Origin of the sequence: Pseudomonas sp. TH34 (assembly GCF_016650865.1) — a bacterium.
GTDB lineage: Bacteria > Pseudomonadota > Gammaproteobacteria > Pseudomonadales > Pseudomonadaceae > Aquipseudomonas > Aquipseudomonas yamanorum.
In genome coordinates, this window is sequence record NZ_JAEKFB010000020.1 from 145,598 (window position 1) to 163,081 (window position 17,484).

The 17,484-nt window shown below is 61.1% G+C and carries 16 protein-coding genes; 7 read left to right on the forward strand and 9 right to left on the reverse strand.

What is annotated here, in order from left to right:
* Positions 1-64: 64 nt before the first annotated feature.
* Genes mksF through mksB form a run of 3 tightly spaced genes read right to left on the reverse strand, consistent with a single transcriptional unit; the run spans position 65 to position 4,876 of the window.
* Complete coding sequence (mksF, locus tag JFU58_RS14040) at positions 65-2,905, reverse strand: Mks condensin complex protein MksF (protein WP_063033187.1); 2,841 nt, start codon at positions 2,903-2,905, stop codon at positions 65-67.
* Positions 2,902-3,609 carry an Mks condensin complex protein MksE gene (gene mksE / locus JFU58_RS14045; protein WP_093201930.1) on the reverse strand — a complete coding sequence of 236 codons (708 nt, stop codon included), beginning with the start codon at positions 3,607-3,609 and terminating at the stop codon, positions 2,902-2,904. The genes mksF and mksE overlap by 4 nt, the downstream gene beginning before the upstream one ends.
* Positions 3,599-4,876, reverse strand: coding sequence for an Mks condensin complex protein MksB (gene mksB, locus JFU58_RS14050; protein ID WP_003214377.1), 1,278 nt, complete (start codon positions 4,874-4,876; stop codon positions 3,599-3,601). The genes mksE and mksB overlap by 11 nt, the downstream gene beginning before the upstream one ends.
* A gap of 206 nt (positions 4,877-5,082) precedes the next feature.
* Between mksB and JFU58_RS14055 the strand changes: the two genes are divergently transcribed.
* Positions 5,083-5,820, forward strand: a complete 738-nt coding sequence (locus JFU58_RS14055; RefSeq protein ID WP_063033184.1) for a hypothetical protein — start codon at positions 5,083-5,085, stop codon at positions 5,818-5,820.
* Positions 5,813-6,265: a ribosomal protein S18-alanine N-acetyltransferase gene (gene rimI, locus JFU58_RS14060; protein WP_003214382.1), complete on the forward strand. Its 453-nt coding sequence runs from the start codon at positions 5,813-5,815 to the stop codon at positions 6,263-6,265. The genes JFU58_RS14055 and rimI overlap by 8 nt, the downstream gene beginning before the upstream one ends.
* Before the next feature lie 25 nt (positions 6,266-6,290).
* On the opposite strand, the gene JFU58_RS14065 is transcribed toward rimI, so the two are convergent.
* Positions 6,291-6,695 carry a serine kinase/phosphatase gene (locus JFU58_RS14065; protein WP_201140949.1) on the reverse strand — a complete coding sequence of 135 codons (405 nt, stop codon included), beginning with the start codon at positions 6,693-6,695 and terminating at the stop codon, positions 6,291-6,293.
* Between the two features lie 152 nt (positions 6,696-6,847).
* Between JFU58_RS14065 and can the strand changes: the two genes are divergently transcribed.
* Entirely contained in the window at positions 6,848-7,492 is a 645-nt protein-coding gene (gene can, locus JFU58_RS14070) for a carbonate dehydratase (RefSeq protein ID WP_003214385.1), read from the forward strand.
* On the opposite strand, the gene JFU58_RS14075 is transcribed toward can, so the two are convergent.
* The 3 genes from JFU58_RS14075 to acpA all read right to left on the reverse strand — a co-directional run bounded on the left by JFU58_RS14075 (position 7,489) and on the right by acpA (position 11,180).
* The gene (locus JFU58_RS14075) at positions 7,489-8,013 is read right to left on the reverse strand and encodes an SET domain-containing protein-lysine N-methyltransferase (RefSeq protein ID WP_201140951.1); all 525 of its coding nucleotides are present in this window, start codon (positions 8,011-8,013) and stop codon (positions 7,489-7,491) included. The genes can and JFU58_RS14075 overlap by 4 nt on opposite strands.
* Before the next feature lie 174 nt (positions 8,014-8,187).
* The gene (locus JFU58_RS14080; RefSeq protein WP_063033181.1) at positions 8,188-9,357 is read right to left on the reverse strand and encodes a hypothetical protein; all 1,170 of its coding nucleotides are present in this window, start codon (positions 9,355-9,357) and stop codon (positions 8,188-8,190) included.
* 122 nt (positions 9,358-9,479) lie between these two features.
* Positions 9,480-11,180 carry an acid phosphatase gene (gene acpA, locus JFU58_RS14085; protein WP_201140952.1) on the reverse strand — a complete coding sequence of 567 codons (1,701 nt, stop codon included), beginning with the start codon at positions 11,178-11,180 and terminating at the stop codon, positions 9,480-9,482.
* A gap of 158 nt (positions 11,181-11,338) precedes the next feature.
* Here acpA and JFU58_RS14090 point away from each other — a divergent pair, with 158 nt between their 5' ends.
* Both JFU58_RS14090 and JFU58_RS14095 read left to right on the forward strand, forming a co-directional pair.
* The gene (locus JFU58_RS14090; RefSeq protein WP_076014916.1) at positions 11,339-11,629 is read left to right on the forward strand and encodes a nucleotidyltransferase family protein; all 291 of its coding nucleotides are present in this window, start codon (positions 11,339-11,341) and stop codon (positions 11,627-11,629) included.
* The gene (locus JFU58_RS14095; protein ID WP_093201916.1) at positions 11,626-11,970 is read left to right on the forward strand and encodes a HepT-like ribonuclease domain-containing protein; all 345 of its coding nucleotides are present in this window, start codon (positions 11,626-11,628) and stop codon (positions 11,968-11,970) included. Before JFU58_RS14090 ends, JFU58_RS14095 begins: the two co-directional genes overlap by 4 nt.
* Positions 11,971-11,993: 23 nt before the next feature.
* Here JFU58_RS14095 and JFU58_RS14100 read toward each other — a convergent pair whose 3' ends face one another.
* Entirely contained in the window at positions 11,994-13,412 is a 1,419-nt protein-coding gene (locus tag JFU58_RS14100; protein ID WP_177026458.1) for a short-chain fatty acid transporter, read from the reverse strand.
* 189 nt (positions 13,413-13,601) lie between these two features.
* On the opposite strand from JFU58_RS14100, the gene JFU58_RS14105 reads away from it, so the two are divergent.
* Positions 13,602-14,885 carry an MFS transporter gene (locus JFU58_RS14105; RefSeq protein WP_201140953.1) on the forward strand — a complete coding sequence of 428 codons (1,284 nt, stop codon included), beginning with the start codon at positions 13,602-13,604 and terminating at the stop codon, positions 14,883-14,885.
* Positions 14,886-14,990: 105 nt separating this feature from the next.
* Here JFU58_RS14105 and JFU58_RS14110 read toward each other — a convergent pair whose 3' ends face one another.
* Positions 14,991-16,361, reverse strand: a complete 1,371-nt coding sequence (locus tag JFU58_RS14110) for a GntT/GntP/DsdX family permease (protein ID WP_063033177.1) — start codon at positions 16,359-16,361, stop codon at positions 14,991-14,993.
* A gap of 217 nt (positions 16,362-16,578) precedes the next feature.
* Between JFU58_RS14110 and JFU58_RS14115 the strand changes: the two genes are divergently transcribed.
* Positions 16,579-17,484, forward strand: a complete 906-nt coding sequence (locus JFU58_RS14115) for a cation diffusion facilitator family transporter (RefSeq protein WP_063033176.1) — start codon at positions 16,579-16,581, stop codon at positions 17,482-17,484.

Here is a 17,484-nt window from a genome sequence, read left to right on the forward strand (position 1 = left end):
AGAACACCAAAAAAAAGGCCGCGATCCAAAAGATCGCGGCCTTTTTGCATTTCAGCGCGGCTGATTAAACCTCATCCAACTCCGGCTCATCCGCCTGCACATTCACCGTCGCCTTCACCACATCGTGACGGCGGATGTACTTCCAGTCCGCTTCATCAATGTAGATCCCGTTCGGCCCGCTGCCGCCTTCCAGGTCAATCGCCACCTGGGCGGAAACCTGTGGCTTCACACTGGCCAGAATCGGTACGAAGCCCAGCTGCAAGCTGGTTTCCAGCAACGCCGCCTGGTTCTTCTCATCGATATCCGCGGCCTCATCGAGGTAGTACGGCAAGCGCACACGACCTGCCTGATCGCGGTCCATCAAGTGCAGCAACAAGTACATGTTGGTCAGCGCCTTGATGGTCATGGTGGTGCCGTTGGAGGCGGCGCCATCAATGTCGGTGTGAATGATCGGCTGGCCGTTGACCTTGGTGATCTCGAACGCCAATTCGAACAAGTCCTTGAGGCCCAACTGGTTATGGTTGGCCGCAACCAGGCGCGCCAGGTATTCCTTGGCTTCCTCGTTCTTGTTGTCCTGCTCGGCGCTCTGGCTCAGGTCGAAGACCGACAGGGTTTCACCCTCTTCATACTGACCGGCACTGTGGATGATCTGGTCGATATGCTTGAGGGCTTCCTTGTTCGGCGCGAGCACGATGCGGAAGCTCTGCAGGTTGGATACCTGACGCTTGTTGATCTCGCGGTTGAACAACGCCAACTGGTGCTCAAGGCTGTCGTAGTCGCTGCGGATATTGCGCAAGGTGCGTGCGATATCGGTGACCGCCGCACGCCGCGCCTTGCCCAGCGTCAGGGCTTCATCCGTACGGTGCGCGTAAGCGTTGATCAGCAAGTGCAGGCGGCGCTCCATATCGTCTTCACTGTCGAACTTGGCCACGCCCTTGAGGCGCACCTGTGCATACAGCGCGTCGATCTGGCCGTCAGCGCGCAGCAAACCTTGCCAACTGTCCTGATAGTCATTGAGCAGCGGCAGCAGGTTTTCCATGGAGTCGTCCACCGGGTCCATGAACGGCGTACCAAACGGCAAGTCCGCCGGCAGCAGCTGACGACGACGCAACGCGTCATCCAGCGTGCGCTGCTTGGCTTCCATATCACCAATCTGGCGGCCTACCAATTGCAGCTTGGCCGACAGTTGCTGGACGCGTTCGGTAAACGCATCGCTGGAGCGCTTCAACTCGTCCTGGGCTGCTTCCATCTGCGCCAGGCTTTCCAGCTTCTCGCCTTCTTCTGCGCTCAGGGTTTGCGAGCGGCGGAAATCTTCCAGCGCCTTCTGTGCGTCCAATACCTGTTGGTACAGGGCTTCAGTCTGGGTCTTGCTTGCCGCGCGGTCAGCCGCCACGGCTTGCTGGGTTTTCAGTTGCTTGAGTTCTTTTTCCAGGCGTTCTTTCTGGTCGCGCAACGCAGCGCGGTCAGCCAAGGCCTGCAATGCCGGCGGCTCGATATGCGAGATATCGATGGCCAATCCCGGCACTTCAAAACGCTCACCCTTGAAGCCATCGAGGATCTGCTCCAGGGATTTCACCCACAGGCCGTCTTCATCCAGGGTGATGCCATGCTCACCCAGCGGCAAGCTGAACAGCGAACTGTTGAACAAGCGCATCAGACGCTCGACATCCTGCTGCGAGAATTCTTCCCGCAGCTTGGCGTAGCTGTTGTTGTCGGCGTGATCGAGTTGTTGCTTCACCGACTTCAGGCGTTTTTCCAGGTCCCGCAGACGCTCGTCCAGATCCTCGGCACTGAACTGACGCGACTGCGCCAAGGCCCCGGCCAATTCATCGTGAGCATCCTTGGCGGCCAGCAGTTGTTGCTCCAGCACCTTGACGTCATCCACCAGGGCGAAGCGATGCTTGAGCACCGACAGCTCACCGAGCCAGCGCTGAATGCCGCTGATTTCCCGCTCCAGGCGCATCAACTCCTGAGTGCCGCCGCGCTGGTCGTTCTGCAGTGCGTCTTGCTCGTTGCGGTAATGCTCGGCCTGAATCGTCAGCTCTTCCTTGCGCGCACTGGCGTAGTCCGACCAAGTGCCCAACAACGAATCCAGCAGCGGCGACAGGCGATGCAGTTTGCCCCGCAGGATTTCCCGCTGTTTCACGCCATTGGACAGCGCTTCCACCAGCGGGCCGGCGGCTACCAATGAGTTGTAGTCCTGCTCCATGCGTCGTACATCACGGAAGGCTTCTTCACACGCCGCGATGTAATCGACACTGCCGGAACGCAGGCTGTGTTCGAAGGCATCGAGGAACAGCTGTTTCAACTTGGCCGCGGTAATTTCCCGCATGTGCAGCAAGTTGATAAACAACGCACGGAAGGTCTTCAGGCTCTGCTCGCTGGTGGAGCGCAGCGGAATCAGGGTCAGATCCAGCGGGATCGACGTGTGGCCGCCCACCAGCAAACGTCGCAGTTCATCCGGCTTGAGTTCATAGGCTTTCAGGCCTTCACGCTCAAGGTTGGTAAATAGCTCTTTCTGGCGCAGGCAGGTGTCGTTCTTCTGGTAGTGCGCCAGGTCCAGCTTGCCGGCGTAGGCAAAGAACTGGTGACCGAAACCACCGCCCGGGCCGCGACCAACCACGCCGATCACGTGCGGGCCGTGGGGCAGGGCCACTTCCACCAGGATGTAGCTGGTGTCGGTAGCAAAGTAGAAACGCCGGGATTGCTCCAGGGTGTACTTGCCGAAACTCATGTCCGACATGCGCGCCAGAATCGGGAACTGCAACGCGTTGATCGAAGCCGATTTGCCGAGGTTGTTCGCGCCGTACACCGACAGCGGTTCTTCCAGCGGGAACAAACCCAGGCTGTAACCGGCAGTGTTCAAAAGGGCGAAGCGGCGAATGCCGTAGCGTTCCTTGCTCATGCATCGGTCTCCTGTTCTTCGGCAATGGCACGGGCCAGGGCGTCTTCTTCGCTTTCGTCCGCGAAGTCACTCAAGTCCAGCGGGTCATCGGTCTTCAGCAGTTTTTCATCGCTGTCTTCGTCGATGATCACCGGGGCCGGCAACGGCAACACGCTGTGGATGCTCGCGGCCAGGTCGCGGTCCTGCTGGACCGAGAGGCACACATCGAGGAAGCGGTGCATCGGCGGCAGGAAGCGGTAGATACCGTTCTCTTCACCGGCAAAACCCAGCTGAGTCATGCGGCGCATGATTTTTTCTTCCAGTTCCTCGACGGTCTGCACTTCGGCCTGGATAAACAGGTCGCGGTACTTTTCCAGCAACGACGGCAGCTCATCACGGCCCAGGCTGCCACCGTCAAGCACGGCGATCGGGTCGCGGCCCTGGTCGGCCAGGTGCTCGACGATGATGAAGGTGAACAACGCCAGACGCTGGGCGGTCTTGTTGACCTGCGCGGCAGCCACGGCCGAGTCCGGCACGAAGTAGTAGAAACCCCGGGTGTCGCACACCAGCTCAAAGCCCAGGGCCTTGAACAGCGTGCGGTACTGGTCCTGGAAGTTCGACAGTTGGGCGTACAGCTCCGGGTCGCGGCGGCTGACGTGGTAACCCTTGAACAGCTCGCGAAAGATCGGCGCCAGCTGGGACAGTTCGGATAGATCAAGATGCATGAGGGGTGCTCGCAGAATTCCCGGCCGTATCAATACTGGCTGGAAGCAGGGCGAATGAGCGCAGGCTGACCTGGTGCTCGTGAGTGTGGTAATCCCGTCGTTCCAGACGTTCGCGCTTGAAGCGTTTCTCCCGCGACAGGCGTGAGAACCAGTACAGCAACTCGTCGGTTGCGCCGTCCGGTTCCTGCTCCAGCAGCCAAGTCATCAGGTCCGGCATCGGCAGCGCGTCTTCGCAGCGCTCGAGCATCTCCTTGACCGTGCGCGGCGCGCGAGGGGCTTCGCCCTTGTGGGATTTGTGCGCCTTGGGGAAACGCGCCGGCTTCGGTTCGAAGTTGGCCAGGGCGTACACATAGGCTTCGACTTGGCTGGCACTGCCGAGAAAGGTGCTTTGCGGCCGGGTGAACATCGGCATCGCCGCTTGCGGCACCGCGTCCAGGCCCTTGCGGCGAATCGCCGACAAGGCCAGCGCCGCGCCACGGGTCACGGCGTTGTGCCGGCGAGCTTCTTCACGCAACGGCAGCAGCAGTTCCCGGGCGTGACGCAAGGTCAACTGGGCGCTGGTCTGCATTTCGAGGATGCGCGCATGGGTGCGCAGCAGCATGTCGTCGTCCACCAGGTGGCCGAGGCGCTGCTGTTCGGTGAGCATGCGCAACAGCACGTTCTCGACCTTGCGCACGCCTTGTTCGAAGGCGCCGTCGGCGTTCACCAACTGAATCATCGGTTCGACGTATTCGTCCCAGGTCGCCAGTACTTCGGCGTAACGCTGGCGCAACGGGATCTGCCGGTCGCTGGTCTTGGCGCGGTCGGCTACGGCCGCGAGGGCCTGTTCGTCGTTGGCGAGTTTTTTCAGCACGTCCCGCACGCGCATGTCCAGCAGGCGCAGTTGGCGCGCCAGGTCATGGCCGTCACGGATGTCGAAGGCGTCCTGGATATAACCCGCCAGGCGCTCAAGGTGGCGCAGGTAGGCTTCGATCTCCAGGCACAGGCCTAGCCGGTGCTCCTTGCGAAGATACGCCAGGAAGTCGTGGATCTGTGCGTTGAGCTCGAAACGGTTCGGGCTCTTGGCGACAGGCACCAGGATATCCAGGCGAATCCACACGTCCAGCAGGCTGGTGATGTCCTGTGGCGTGCTGTCCAGTTGTTGGGCAGCCAGTTGGGCGCGCAGTTCGCTGAGGCTCAGGGTGCCTTGGTCGAAGTGTTCGCACAGTGGCTCAAGCAGGGCCCAGTGTTCGGCGAGGGCGCGCAAGACGCGCTTGGGTTCGATCATCGGAATGGCCGGCTGGTTAGCGATTAAAAGCAGCGATTGTACTGCATCGGGGGTGGGATTTATCCACAGCCGGTCGTGAGGCGCTCACCGGAACGATCAACTGCGGGCGATCTTCGTCGAAGGGCGGTAGAATCCCCGTTCTTTAGTTATCCACAAGTGGCCGACCTTTGCTTATCGAGTCCCGACGTCGCGCTTACTTGACCGCCATGCAGGTGGTCAACTGGCTGCCGCGCACTGAATTACCGTTCGCCGCCCCCTCGCGGCCCGAGCTGCTGGAGGCCCCGGAGCCGTTCGAGGCTTTCGGGCCTTCGGGTGAGGAGGCGGCTGCGCCGGTGCCGCTGGTCAAGCCCGTGGCAGAAACCCCGGTGGTCCGGCCAAAGGTCGAAGTGCCGCGCCCGTCGCCGGTGGCCAAGCCGGTCGTCGCCGAAGAGGCACCTGCCGTGGTCAAGGCTCCAGTCGTGCCTCCGCCGCGCTTTGCCCTGCAACTGCTGCGGGCCGGGCGTTGCCTGCTGCTGGTGGAGTTGCCGACAGGCGAGCGCTTCCAGACCCGCGACCCGGCCTATCTGCTGCTCAAGGACATGTTGCGCGCCGCCGGCTTGCCCGACAGCCCGCAAATCGTTGGTGAACCGGTGCGCTGGCCGCTGCTGGCCCGGGGCACCATGGATCAGGGGCCGGAAGCCGCGCGGGATTTTGTGCAAGGTTTTGTCTCGGCGCGCCTGGAAGACGAACCCTGCGTGTGCCTGTGGCTGATCGGCCTGCCCGCCGTGCGTTTTGCCGGTGAAGCGAATGCCGAGGCCTGGTACCGCGAACTGCAGGTCGAAGGCCTGGGCTCCGTCTGGGCTCTGCCGGGCCTGGAACTATTAATGGAAGAGCCACAGCGTAAGGCTGATGTCTGGCAAGCCATGCGCCGGCTGATGGCGCGCTGGAAAAGTACCGATGAGTGAAGCTTTATCTTTCCGCCCGATGACCGAGGCGGACCTCGACGCTGTACTGAAGATCGAATACGCAGCGTTCAGCCACCCCTGGACCCGCGGGATTTTTCTCGATGGGCTGGGCAAGTACCAGATCTGGCTGATGTTTGAAGGAGAGCAGCAGGTGGGCCATGGGGTGGTGCAGATTATCCTTGATGAAGCGCACTTGCTGAACATCACCGTCAAGCCGGAAAACCAGGGCCGTGGCCTGGGTTTAAGCCTGCTGGAGCACCTGATGTCCCGGGCCTACGAGGCCAAGGCGCGGGAATGTTTCCTGGAAGTGCGCGACAGCAACACCGGCGCGTTCCGGCTATATGAGCGTTACGGTTTCAACGAGATTGGCCGCCGGCGGGATTATTACCCCGCCGTCGGTGGTCGTGAAGATGCGGTCGTGATGGCCTGCACCCTGGTCGACTAAACGCAGTGCCCAATGTGGGAGCGTGTCAGCGGTTGCCGTCTACTGGATCGATATCGGCCAGTTCGGCCCCATCCAGGCCATTGCCGCCGCCAATCTCGTCTTCGTCGACGATGCTCAGGTCCCAATCGGCCTGTCCATCTTCACCTTCTTCCCGCGCATCCCGCGCACCATCCTCGCGGATCAGTGTTTCCGGGCTCATGTCATCATCGGTTGATTCATGATCAGCGGTGGAAGCCCCGGTCATCCCGGCCTCGCGTACCCGTTCGTCGGGCATCAGATGCTCGCGTTCGAGAGGTGGAATCTCGTCGCCGATCTCCGCCGTCGGTTCTTCCTCGTCAAAATCCAGTTCCCGCATGGAGCCCATACGGTCTTCGTTGTCATCAATCGGCTCCGGTTGGGTGGCGCCGAATGGACGTCGTGAATCAGTCATGGCGATTCCTCATACTGTGGGGCTTATAGTGTGTGGACAGGCATGGCTCCCCAAGATTCAAGTAATTACCGGCCGGCTATCTTTAATTATCGGCGTGACCCGGATGGGCGGTCGTCTGTCAAAGCTGCGCATCATTCCTGAGGCTTTCCCTGATGAACGAACTACAAGACCTGCTTGATAACAACGAACGCTGGGCAGATGCGATCAAACAGGAAGATCCCGAATTCTTCGCCAAGCTCGCCCGCCAGCAAACCCCGGAATACCTGTGGATCGGCTGTTCCGACGCCCGCGTACCGGCCAACGAGATCGTCGGCATGCTGCCAGGCGACCTGTTTGTGCATCGTAACGTGGCTAACGTGGTGCTGCACACCGACCTCAATTGCCTGTCGGTGATCCAGTACGCGGTTGACGTGCTCAAGGTCAAACACATCCTGGTGACCGGCCACTATGGCTGCGGCGGTGTACGCGCCTCGATGCAGGACAACCAGTTGGGCCTGATCGACGGCTGGCTGCGCACCATCCGTGACCTGTACTACGAAAATCGCGACGTGCTGGCCCAGTTGCCCACGGAAGAGGAACGCGTCGACCGCCTGTGCGAGCTGAACGTGATCCAGCAAGTGGCCAACGTCGGCCATACCAGCATTGTGCAAAACGCCTGGCACCGTGGGCAGAGCCTGTCGGTTCACGGCTGCATCTACGGGATCAAGGATGGCCGCTGGAAAAGCCTGAACACCACCATCAGTGGCTTCGAGCAATTGCCGCCGCAATACCGCCTGCGCCCGCTGGGAGCGGTCTAAGGGCTTTTGCGTTTGCGCCACTGCTCCATGAACTGTTGACCCTCGGCATTCAACGGCTCCTTCATGCCGGTGATCCAGCCCCGACAGTTGAGCTCGCCACACTGGCAGCGAAACTGTCGGAACAGCACGTCCTCGGTGTGGGCGTAATCCATGGTCAGCAGGGCGCCGGCGGGCACCGGCTGAACGGACCAGAGTTCCAGGTACGTCATGTCGAGAAATACGTTCGGGTTGCACGAGTGCGAAAGCAAGCCGCTGAACCACGGGTCGTACAGGTGAATACGCGAGGACATCTGCACCGTATGCAAGCGCCGCTCACTCAGTGCGTAGCCGGACACCTTGGCGATGCGCAGGCGGCTATCAAAGGCGACGCGCGTCTTGATCCCTTCGCCTGAACCCTCCCGGGTACGCACCACTTCATAGTCGCAAGCGCGGGGGGAGCCGTGTTCGGTGAGCACAGTGGCAAAGGGGTAAAGACAGCCACTCACAGCGGTTTTAGCCTGATCCATGGCTTGAGTTTTCATGACTCTCCAGGAGGGGGCTGCATCGACCTGCCGGTGGTGTCTGGACTGCCAGTCTTGCAACGGATGGGCGTCGCTCAAGACTCGCCGAAGTGAACGCCAATTTCTACTGTCAAATCTGACAGTAGAAATTGGCTATTTTTTCTGTAGGAAAACTCCCCCCCTATGCAGTTTGCGTCAAAGCGCCGGTGCATCAACCGCCGGTGCCGGCACTGCGCTTTTCAATTGCCTTAGCTGAGTCTTGATTGCGGGCTGGGCGCACTTGGCGTTCGCTTGTTCGGGCGTCAGTTCGCGGATCGAGGTGTAGAACAGTTCGCAGGTCTGCTCCTTGCGCGTTACCTGCCAGGTGTTCATACAGCCTTTGAGCTGCACATTCGGATCGCTGGCGGGCTTCTGACCCATCGAGGCCTGCCAGCAGGCGGCGCTCAAGTCCTGGCCCATCACCTTCAAGCCGGCCTCGTCGGCCTTTTGCTCGTCACCGTCATACGTGTCGGGGTTGGCGGCATACCAGATGTAACTCGGGTGGTTGGCCCCCAGCACGGCGACCTTGCTGCCATCGGTGGGGCTGATCTGCGCCAGGCCCAACACACCCACGGTTTGCCCGTATTGCTGCTTGATCCAGCTGCGCACTGGCGCCCCAAAAGCCACCATCGGCAATGCGCCGGCCGCGTGCAGGCTCAGCTCCTTGACCATGCGTGTCTGGTAGTCGGTGAAGTAACCGTACACACCTTCCAGGTCCTTGCCCGCCGTGGCGGGGGCGGCGATCGGCGCGATGTCGATGATGGTCTGGTATTCCGGCGTCTGGGTCGCCGGGATGCCGTTGGCCGTGAGCAAGGTCGCCCAGCGGTCGGTGGTGGCCGACTCCAGGTAGTCCTGGAAGTGGGTCAGGGAGTAATCCGGCGGGAAGTGCAGCAGCTCGATGCTCTTGCGGTTTTCCAGGGCCATGCCCAGCGGCAGGAACAGGTACCAGTTGAACTGCCACTTGCCATCGCCATTGAGCTTGCTGGCGCCCTGGTAAGCCAGGTCGGCGGTGTCGAGCAAGGTGGTCAGCGGCTGACCATAACCGTCCGGCACGCCGCTGAAGGTGGCAAGCACCTGGTCATGCTCGGTTTTTACACTGACTTTGCCCCGGCTGTAACCGTCTCGTTGCAGGCTTTGGTTCAGGTAGTGCTCGACGGTCTGTTCCAGCGTCCAGGGACGAAAGCAGATGACGCTGCAATTGTTCGGGTACGCGAACAACTGGGTGACCCGTTGCGGGGTACCCAGCGGTACGGTGATGTCAGCCTGTACGACCGCACTCAAGGTCAGTGCGGCCAGGGTGAAGGACAACCTGGAGAGTTTAAACATGGATGGTTCCCTGTCAGCGAAAGCCCGTCTGCGCGGGGTGAATGCCCACCCTCACACAGTAGCGGTTGACCGGGGAAAGCGCGTAGAAAAACTGCGCGCTTGTCGCTTTTGAGCAAGTGCGTCTACACCTTGAAGTGCAACGCATTGGTCAGGTCACCCATGGGTTTCTGGCCACGGGCGACCATCGACTCGTCCCGCAGCTTGATGCCGTCGAGTTTCTCCAGTTGGAACACCCGGGTGATCAGGCGCAGGATCGACGCTGTGTCATACACCGTATGGTCCACCGTGCCCTTGCGTGCGAATGGAGAAATGACCAGCGCCGGAATACGTGTGCCCGGGCCCCAGCGGTCGCCTTTCGGTGGTGCAACGTGGTCCCACCAGCCGCCGTTTTCGTCGACGGTGATGATCACCACCATGTTTTTCCACTGCGGGCTTTCCTGCAGCATTTTCAACGTACGGGTGATATGCCGGTCGCCCGAAGCCACGTCGGCGTAACCGGCGTGCATGTTCAGGTTGCCCTGGGGCTTGTAGAAACTCACCGCCGGCAGCGTGCCGGCTTGGGCATCGGCCATGAAGTGGTTGGTGCTCGGGTCGTCGCCCAGCCCGCCATCGCGCAGACGTTTCTTGCGCTCTACCGGGTTTTCCGGGCCTTGTTGCTTGAAGTAGTTGAACGGCTGGTGGTGGTACTGAAAACTCGGGATCTTCGGAATCGCTGCCGAATCCTTGTGCTCATCAATCGTCGCCTGCCAGGCGCCGCCATACCAGGCCCAGTCGACGTTCTTCTTCGACAGCTTGTCGCCGATGTGCTCGTGGGACTGTGGCACCAATACGCTGGGCAGGTCCGGCTTGGCGTAGTCCGGGCGTTCCGGGTCGCGGATCCAGGTGGGCCAGTAGGGCGGCGCCATGGTGTTCACCGCATAGCCATCCGGGGTCAATGCGCTCGGACCGAATTGCGGTGGGCCGGTCATGGCGCTGGCCGGGGATTTGTCCAGCGGCTTGAGGCGCGTGTCGGTCGGGTCGTCGCTCTGCAACGTGGCGATCTGCGACTTGGCCACTGAATTGGCGGCGTCCGGGTAGAACGGCACCTGGGCGCTGATCAGGTATTGGTGGTTGAGGTACGAACCGCCAAAGGCGCCCTGGAAGAAGTTGTCGCACAGCACAAACTCCCTGGCCACGTCCCACAGGCGCAGGGAATAGCGGGTTTGCGGGTAATGGCCGAAGGTCAGCGCACCCGAGTCGGCCCAGGCGACAAAACGGTCGTTCTTGCCGCCGTTGATCTGCATCTGGTTTTGATAGAACACGTGCCACAGGTCACGGGTGATCAAGGCCAGCGGCAGGTCTTCACCGTCCGGGCCTTTCAACGCGAAGGGGGCGTTGGGCAAGTGTTGCTGATATTGAGTGGCGCTGGGGTAGATCACCCCGTCGATGGTCTGCGGACCCAATTGGGTCACGCCGCCCCACACCTCAGGCAAGGTATCCAGCAGGCTGCCGTCGCGGTCGCGTTGCTGGTAGTCGGCGGGCTTGAGCGCGGAGAGCGGGCTTTCTACGCCGGGGAAATCGGCAAACAGATTGTTGAAGCTGCGGTTCTCGCCGTAGATCACCACCACGTTTTTCACGTTGTCGTGCAGGGCCTTGTCCAGTTCGGCAGGCGTCAGTTCGCGGTCGACCGGCGGGCCCGGCTGCTCAGCTGTGCCGCCGCAGGCGCTCAGGGTGGCTCCGACCCCCAGTACCGCCGCACTACCCAGAAAACGCCGACGGCTAGTGTCTATTGGCGGCTTTTCAGCATTATCGGAAGAAGGGCGATCTTGGTGCTCGTCACTCATTACTGGGGATCCCTACTGGATAGTTGTTGCAATATGTTTCGCGGAAACGGTATCAGCGGATTGTGACGGATGGAAGACACGAGTGGGATGACGCCAGCATGTTTACCCATCCCAAGCACTGCTAGACTGGCACGATATTGCATGCCTCGAGGTGAATCATGAAACCTTCAACCGCCCTTGATCTCAAGAGAGTGGCCGTGCGTGAAGTGGTCGGGCGCTTTCGCACCTCCAATCCCAGGGTATTCGGCTCTGTTTTACTCGGTACCGACAAAGAGGGCAGCGATCTCGATTTGCTGGTTGATGCACTTCCGGGTACCACGCTTTTTGACCTTGGCGGGCTTCAGGTTGAGTTGGAGGATTTGTTGGGGGTCAACGTTGACCTGCTGACGCCTGGCGACCTGCCATTGAAGTTTCGTGCCCAAGTCTTGGCAGAGGCCAGGCCTGTATGACGTCAAATCGTATTGGTGATTACCTGGAGCACATACGCCAGGCATCATCTGACGCGATTACCTTTGTCGACGGTTTGAGCAAGCCTGAGTTTTTTGAAGACAAGCGTACTCAGCAAGCCGTGATCATGAGTTTGATCATCATCGGCGAAGCGTCGACCAAAATAATGGATCAACATCCAGAGTTTGCAGCCGCCCAACCGCAGGTGCCTTGGCGCAGTATGCGAGGGATGCGCAACCGGATTGCCCATGGTTACTTCGATATAAATCTTGAAGTGGTATGGGACACGGTCCAGCACGCGCTACCTGAGCTGCTGAGCAACCTGCCAGCCGCACCCGCCTGAAGAGCGGGTGCAGCTTCGGAAAATTAAGGCATCACCGGCGGCAAATATTTAAGCGTCGTGCCCAACGCCCACAGCAGGAACAACACCAGCGGCGTATGCACCAGCAACTGCACAAACGAAAAGCCGATCAAGTCCCGCGCCTTCAGCCCCAGCACGCCCAGCAGCGGCAGCATATAGAACGGGTTGATCAGGTTCGGCAGCGCTTCGGCGGCGTTGTAGATCTGCACCGCCCAGCCCAGGTGATATTCCAGGTCATTGGCGACCTGCATCACGTACGGCGCCTCGATGATCCACTTGCCGCCGCCCGACGGGATAAAGAAGCCCAGCACCGCCGAGTACACGCCCATCAACAGCGCGTAGGTGTCGTGGGACGCGATCGAGGTGAAGAAGGTCGAAATATGGTGCGCCAGGGTCGCGCCGTCACTGCCTTTCACCACGGTCATCAACGCCGCAATCGAGCCATACAACGGGAACTGGATCAGCACCCCGGTGGTGGTCGGCACCGCACGGGCCACTGCATCGAGGAAGCTGCGCGGGCGCCAGTGCAGCAACGCACCCACCATCAGGAACAGGAAGTTATAGGTGTTGAGCCCCGAGATCGCGCTGATCGCCGGCTTGGTCGAAAACTCATGGAACAGCCACCCGGCCGCCAACAACGCCAGCAGGATGGTCAGCAACGGGCTGTGTTCCAGCCATTCGCCCGGGCGGGTTGGCGGATGCGGCTTGGGCAGGTTGAAGGCCGGGTCGACCCCGCAAGCCTTCGCGTCACGGGCGGAGTTCGGCCCGGGCGCGGTGGCGTAGGCGATGATCAGCGAGACCACAATCAGTGCCAGCAACAGCACGCCGGATTGCCACAGAAAGATCGTCTCCGTGAACGGAATCATCCCGGTGATCGACAGAATCGACGGCGGCAAGCTGGCCGGGTTGGCCTGCAACTGCGCCGCCGACGACGACAGCCCCAGCGCCCAAACGGCACCGAGGCCGAGGTAGGCCGCAGCACCGGCCGCGCGATAGTCCATGCGCAAATCCGTACGACGGGCCAGTGCACGCACCAGCAAACCGCCGAACACCAACGACAGGCCCCAGTTGAGCAACGAGGCGACCATCGAAATCAGCGCCACCCACGCCACGGCAGAGCGGCCGTTCTTCGGGATGCGCGCCAGGCGGTCGATCAGTTTCACGGCGGGTGGGGAGCTGGCGACCACGTAGCCGCCAATCACCACAAAGGCCATTTGCATGGTGAACGGGATCAAACTCCAGAAACCGTCACCAAAGGCCTTGGCGGCCTCGGTCGGCGCGGCGCCCATGCTCAGGGTCGCCACGGCGACAATAATCACGGCGAGGGCGGCAAACACCCAGGAGTCCGGAAACCAGCGCTCGGCGAAGTTTGAACAACGCAGGGCAAATCGGGCGTAGCGGCTGTCTTCGATAGCATCGGCCACGTTCAGTACCTCTATTTGTATTTATTATGGGGGGCGGCAGTTTTGCTGCATGTTCCTCTACGGCTATTCATTTGGGAATGTAGTTATCTTCATTGATCAATGAGTAAAGCAAATATATCCAGCGTGATTGCCTTCACTCGGGCCAGCTCATAACCTGCATTCCATTTTGTTTGCCTGCCGAGCTTTTCCATGACTGCCACCTCTTATCCACAGGCGCAGCGTTTCTCCCGCTCCGACTACAAAACCCTGGGCCTGGCCGCCCTGGGCGGGGCCCTGGAAATCTACGACTTCATCATCTTCGTATTTTTCGCGCTGACCCTCAGCCAGCTGTTTTTCCCGCCGGAAATGCCCGAGTGGCTACGCCTGCTGCAAAGCTTCGGCATCTTCGTCACGGGCTACCTCGCGCGCCCGCTGGGCGGAATCCTGATGGCGCACTTCGCCGATCACCTGGGGCGCAAGCGGGTGTTCAGCCTGAGCATCCTGATGATGGCGCTGCCGTGCCTGCTGATCGGGATCATGCCCACCTACGCACAAATCGGTTATTTCGCGCCCTTGATCCTGCTGGCGCTGCGCATCCTCCAGGGCGCGGCGGTGGGCGGGGAAGTGCCGAGTGCCTGGGTGTTTGTCGCCGAACACGCCCCGGATAATCATCGCGGCTATGCCCTCGGCTTCCTGCAAGCCGGGCTGACTTTCGGCTACCTGCTCGGCGCGTTGACCGCGACACTCCTGGCGCAGGTTTTCACCCCGGCAGAAATCCTCGACTACGCTTGGCGCTTCCCGTTCCTGCTGGGCGGCGTATTCGGCGTGATCGGTGTCTGGCTGCGGCGCTGGCTCAGTGAAACCCCGGTATTCCTGCAGATGCAGGCCCGCCGCCAGGCCGGCGCCGAACTCCCGTTGCGCACCGTGCTGCGGGAGCACCGCAGCGCGCTGCTGCCGGCGATGATCCTCACCTGCGTACTGACCTCGGCGGTCGTGGTGCTGGTGGTCATCACCCCGACCATGATGCAGAAAACCTTCGGCATGAGCCCCAGCCACACCTTCGCCCTGAGCGCGCTGGGCATCGTGTTCCTGAACATCGGTTGTGTGCTGGCCGGGCTGCTGGTGGACCGCATCGGCGCCTGGCGTGCGGTGTTGGTCTACAGCCTGTTGCTGCCGGTGGGGATTGCCGTGCTCTATGCCAGCCTGATTGCGGGCGGTGTGTGGTTGGGCGCGGCGTATGCGATTGCCGGCTTGAGTTGCGGGGTGGTGGGCGCGGTGCCGTCGGTGATGGTCAGCCTGTTCCCGGCGCAGGTACGGGTGTCGGGAATCTCCTTCACCTACAACATTGCCTATGCACTGTGGGCGAGTACCACACCGCTGATGTTGATCGCATTGATGCCCTCCAGCCCGTGGATCTGCGTGGTTTATTGCGTGGTAATGGGCGCGGTGGGCGCAGTGAGTGCGGCGCATTTTGGCAAGCGCCAACCCACCTGATCGTTCCCACGCTCTGCGTGGGAACGCCTCCCTGGACGCTCCGCGTCTGCTCTTGTGACGCGGAGCGTCTCGGATGCATTCCCACGCGGAGCGTGGGAACGATCATTACGTCAGGAAGTGCCACATCAGCAATGTGCCCACCAGGCCCACCACCGACACAATGGTCTGCAACACCGACCACACCCAGATCGTCTGCTTCAACTGCAAGCCGAAGTACTCCCGCACCATCCAGAAGCCGGCATCGTTGACGTGGCAGAAGAACACCGAGCCGGCACCAATCGCCAGCGCGACCAGTGAGCTTTGTGTCGCCGCCAACCCCGCCATCATCGGCGCCAGGATGCCCGCCGTTGTCGTGGTGGCGACGGTCGCCGACCCCGTCGCCTGACGCAGCGCCACCGCAATCAACCAGGCCAGCAACAGGTACGGCATATGCGCGCCTTCGGCCACCTTGCTGATGGTCTGGCTCACGCCGGCATCCAGCAGGGTTTGCTTCAACCCGCCGCCCGCGCCGATGGTCAGCAACAGCACCGCGATCGGCGCCAGCGCCTTGCGCAAGGTATTGCCGACATCGGCCCGCGGCATGCCGCTGGCCCAGCCCAGGCAAATCACTGCGGCAATCACCGCCAGGCCCAGCGCGATCAACGGCTCACCGAGGAATTTCAAGGTCAGTGCCACCGGGCTTTCCGGCGACATGGCGACCTTGGCCAAGGTACTGCCGAGCATCAGGATCACCGGCAACAAAATGATCAGCAGCGACACACCAAAGCTCGGCTGACGCGGCGCCTTGGGCGGCGCGCTGAACAGCGCGCCAATGTCGGCCGGCTCATCCACGTGCATGCGTTTGGACAGCCAGTTGCCGTACAGCGGGCCCGCCAGAATCACGGCCGGTACCGCCAGGCAGAAGCCCAGCAACATGGTCAGGCCCAGGTCGGCGTGCAATGCACCCACCGCAATCAGCGGCCCCGGATGCGGCGGCATCAAAGCGTGCAGGGTGGTCATTCCCGCCAGCGCCGGGATCGCGATTTTCAGCAGCGGCTGGTTCGAGCGCTTCGCCATCACAAAGATGATGGGCACCATCATTACTAGGCCCACTTCGAAGAACAGCGGCAAGCCAATCACCATCGCCACCAGCGCCATCACCCAGGGCAACGACTTGCCCTTGCCCAACCCCAGCAGGGTGGTGGCGATGCGGTCGGCAGCACCGGACTCGGCCATCAACGCGCCGAGCATCGAGCCCAGGGCAATGATGATCCCGGCTTCACCGAGGATCGCCCCGGCGCCTTTGCTGAACGCCTTGGCCACTTCTTCCGGCGGCAAGCCGGCGCCGACACCGGCGATAAACGTACCGATCAGGATCGACAGGAAGGGCGGCAGCTTGGTCGCGCTGATCAGCACAATGATGCTGGCGATGGCCAGTAATACGCAGAGCATGAGGCGGGTGTCGTGAACCATCCACGCGGCAGTCGATAACTCCAAAACGGGACTCCTTATCGAACAGGTTGGCTAATATGTTTCTTTTTGTTTCCTGCTCGAAAAGCATACCTGATACAACGGTTCCAGAGCGCTCATGTTCAATTTTGGTGCGCATGGCGTAACGCCCAACTGACGGCAGGATGACAATTTCGCAACCCATGCCGGTGGTTTTGACCTATAGCTCTATGATCAACCGGACCACCACCCACGAGGACATTTCATGAGTGCAGGACACAGCCACGCCCAAGTACGCGCCGGCCACGAACGGCTGTTATGGATCGCATTGGCACTCACCGGCAGCTTTATGATTGCCGAGGTGATCGGCGCCTTTATCACCGGCAGCCTGGCGCTGTTGTCTGACGCCGCGCACATGATGACCGACGCCTTGGCGCTAGGGATTTCCCTGGTAGCGATCCAGGTCGCCAAGCGCGCCGCCGACCGCAAGCGTACGTTCGGCTATGCGCGGTTTGAGATTCTGGCCGCGGCGTTTAATGCGCTGCTGTTGTTCGGCGTGGCGTTCTACATCCTGTATGAGGCGTATCAACGCTTGCAGGCGCCCGCTGAGATCCAGTCCACCGGCATGCTGGTGATCGCGGTGCTGGGGCTGATCGTCAACCTGATTTCCATGCGATTACTGAGTGCGGCCAGCGGCGAAAGCCTGAATGTGAAGGGCGCTTACCTGGAGGTCTGGAGCGATATGCTCGGCTCCGTCGGCGTGATCATTGCGGCGCTGGTGATCATGTACACGGGCTGGGGCTGGGTGGATTCGGTGGTGGCGGCGGCGATTGGCTTCTGGGTGCTGCCACGCACCTGGACGCTGCTCAAGGAAAGCATGAACGTGCTGCTGCAAGGCGTGCCGGACGGCATCGACATCGACAAGGTGGAACAGGCAATTCGCGGCGTTCCCGGGGTCAAGGATGTGCACGACCTGCACATCTGGGCCCTCACCAGCGGCAAAAATGTGCTGAGCACTCACTTGGTGGCGGATTCGGCGCAAGGCACCGAGCAACAGATCCTCAGCCAGGTGACGGAGTTACTGCATGAACAATTCGATATTTCCCACGCCACGATCCAGATCGAAGGCGAAGGTTTTCAGCATGACGAGCACGACGAGGTGCACGCCTGA

Coding starts and splice junctions, on each gene's coding strand:
- rimI (WP_003214382.1), top strand. CDS start 5,813: ATGAGTGAAGCTTTATCTTTCCGCCCGATGACCGAGGCGGACCTCGAC.
- JFU58_RS14055 (WP_063033184.1), top strand. CDS start 5,083: ATGCAGGTGGTCAACTGGCTGCCGCGCACTGAATTACCGTTCGCCGCC.
- can (WP_003214385.1), top strand. CDS start 6,848: ATGAACGAACTACAAGACCTGCTTGATAACAACGAACGCTGGGCAGAT.
- JFU58_RS14075 (WP_201140951.1), bottom strand. CDS start 8,013: ATGAAAACTCAAGCCATGGATCAGGCTAAAACCGCTGTGAGTGGCTGT.
- JFU58_RS14105 (WP_201140953.1), top strand. CDS start 13,602: ATGACTGCCACCTCTTATCCACAGGCGCAGCGTTTCTCCCGCTCCGAC.
- JFU58_RS14115 (WP_063033176.1), top strand. CDS start 16,579: ATGAGTGCAGGACACAGCCACGCCCAAGTACGCGCCGGCCACGAACGG.
- JFU58_RS14095 (WP_093201916.1), top strand. CDS start 11,626: ATGACGTCAAATCGTATTGGTGATTACCTGGAGCACATACGCCAGGCA.
- JFU58_RS14080 (WP_063033181.1), bottom strand. CDS start 9,357: ATGTTTAAACTCTCCAGGTTGTCCTTCACCCTGGCCGCACTGACCTTG.
- acpA (WP_201140952.1), bottom strand. CDS start 11,180: ATGAGTGACGAGCACCAAGATCGCCCTTCTTCCGATAATGCTGAAAAG.
- mksF (WP_063033187.1), bottom strand. CDS start 2,905: ATGAGCAAGGAACGCTACGGCATTCGCCGCTTCGCCCTTTTGAACACT.
- mksB (WP_003214377.1), bottom strand. CDS start 4,876: ATGATCGAACCCAAGCGCGTCTTGCGCGCCCTCGCCGAACACTGGGCC.
- JFU58_RS14065 (WP_201140949.1), bottom strand. CDS start 6,695: ATGACTGATTCACGACGTCCATTCGGCGCCACCCAACCGGAGCCGATT.
- JFU58_RS14090 (WP_076014916.1), top strand. CDS start 11,339: ATGAAACCTTCAACCGCCCTTGATCTCAAGAGAGTGGCCGTGCGTGAA.
- mksE (WP_093201930.1), bottom strand. CDS start 3,609: ATGCATCTTGATCTATCCGAACTGTCCCAGCTGGCGCCGATCTTTCGC.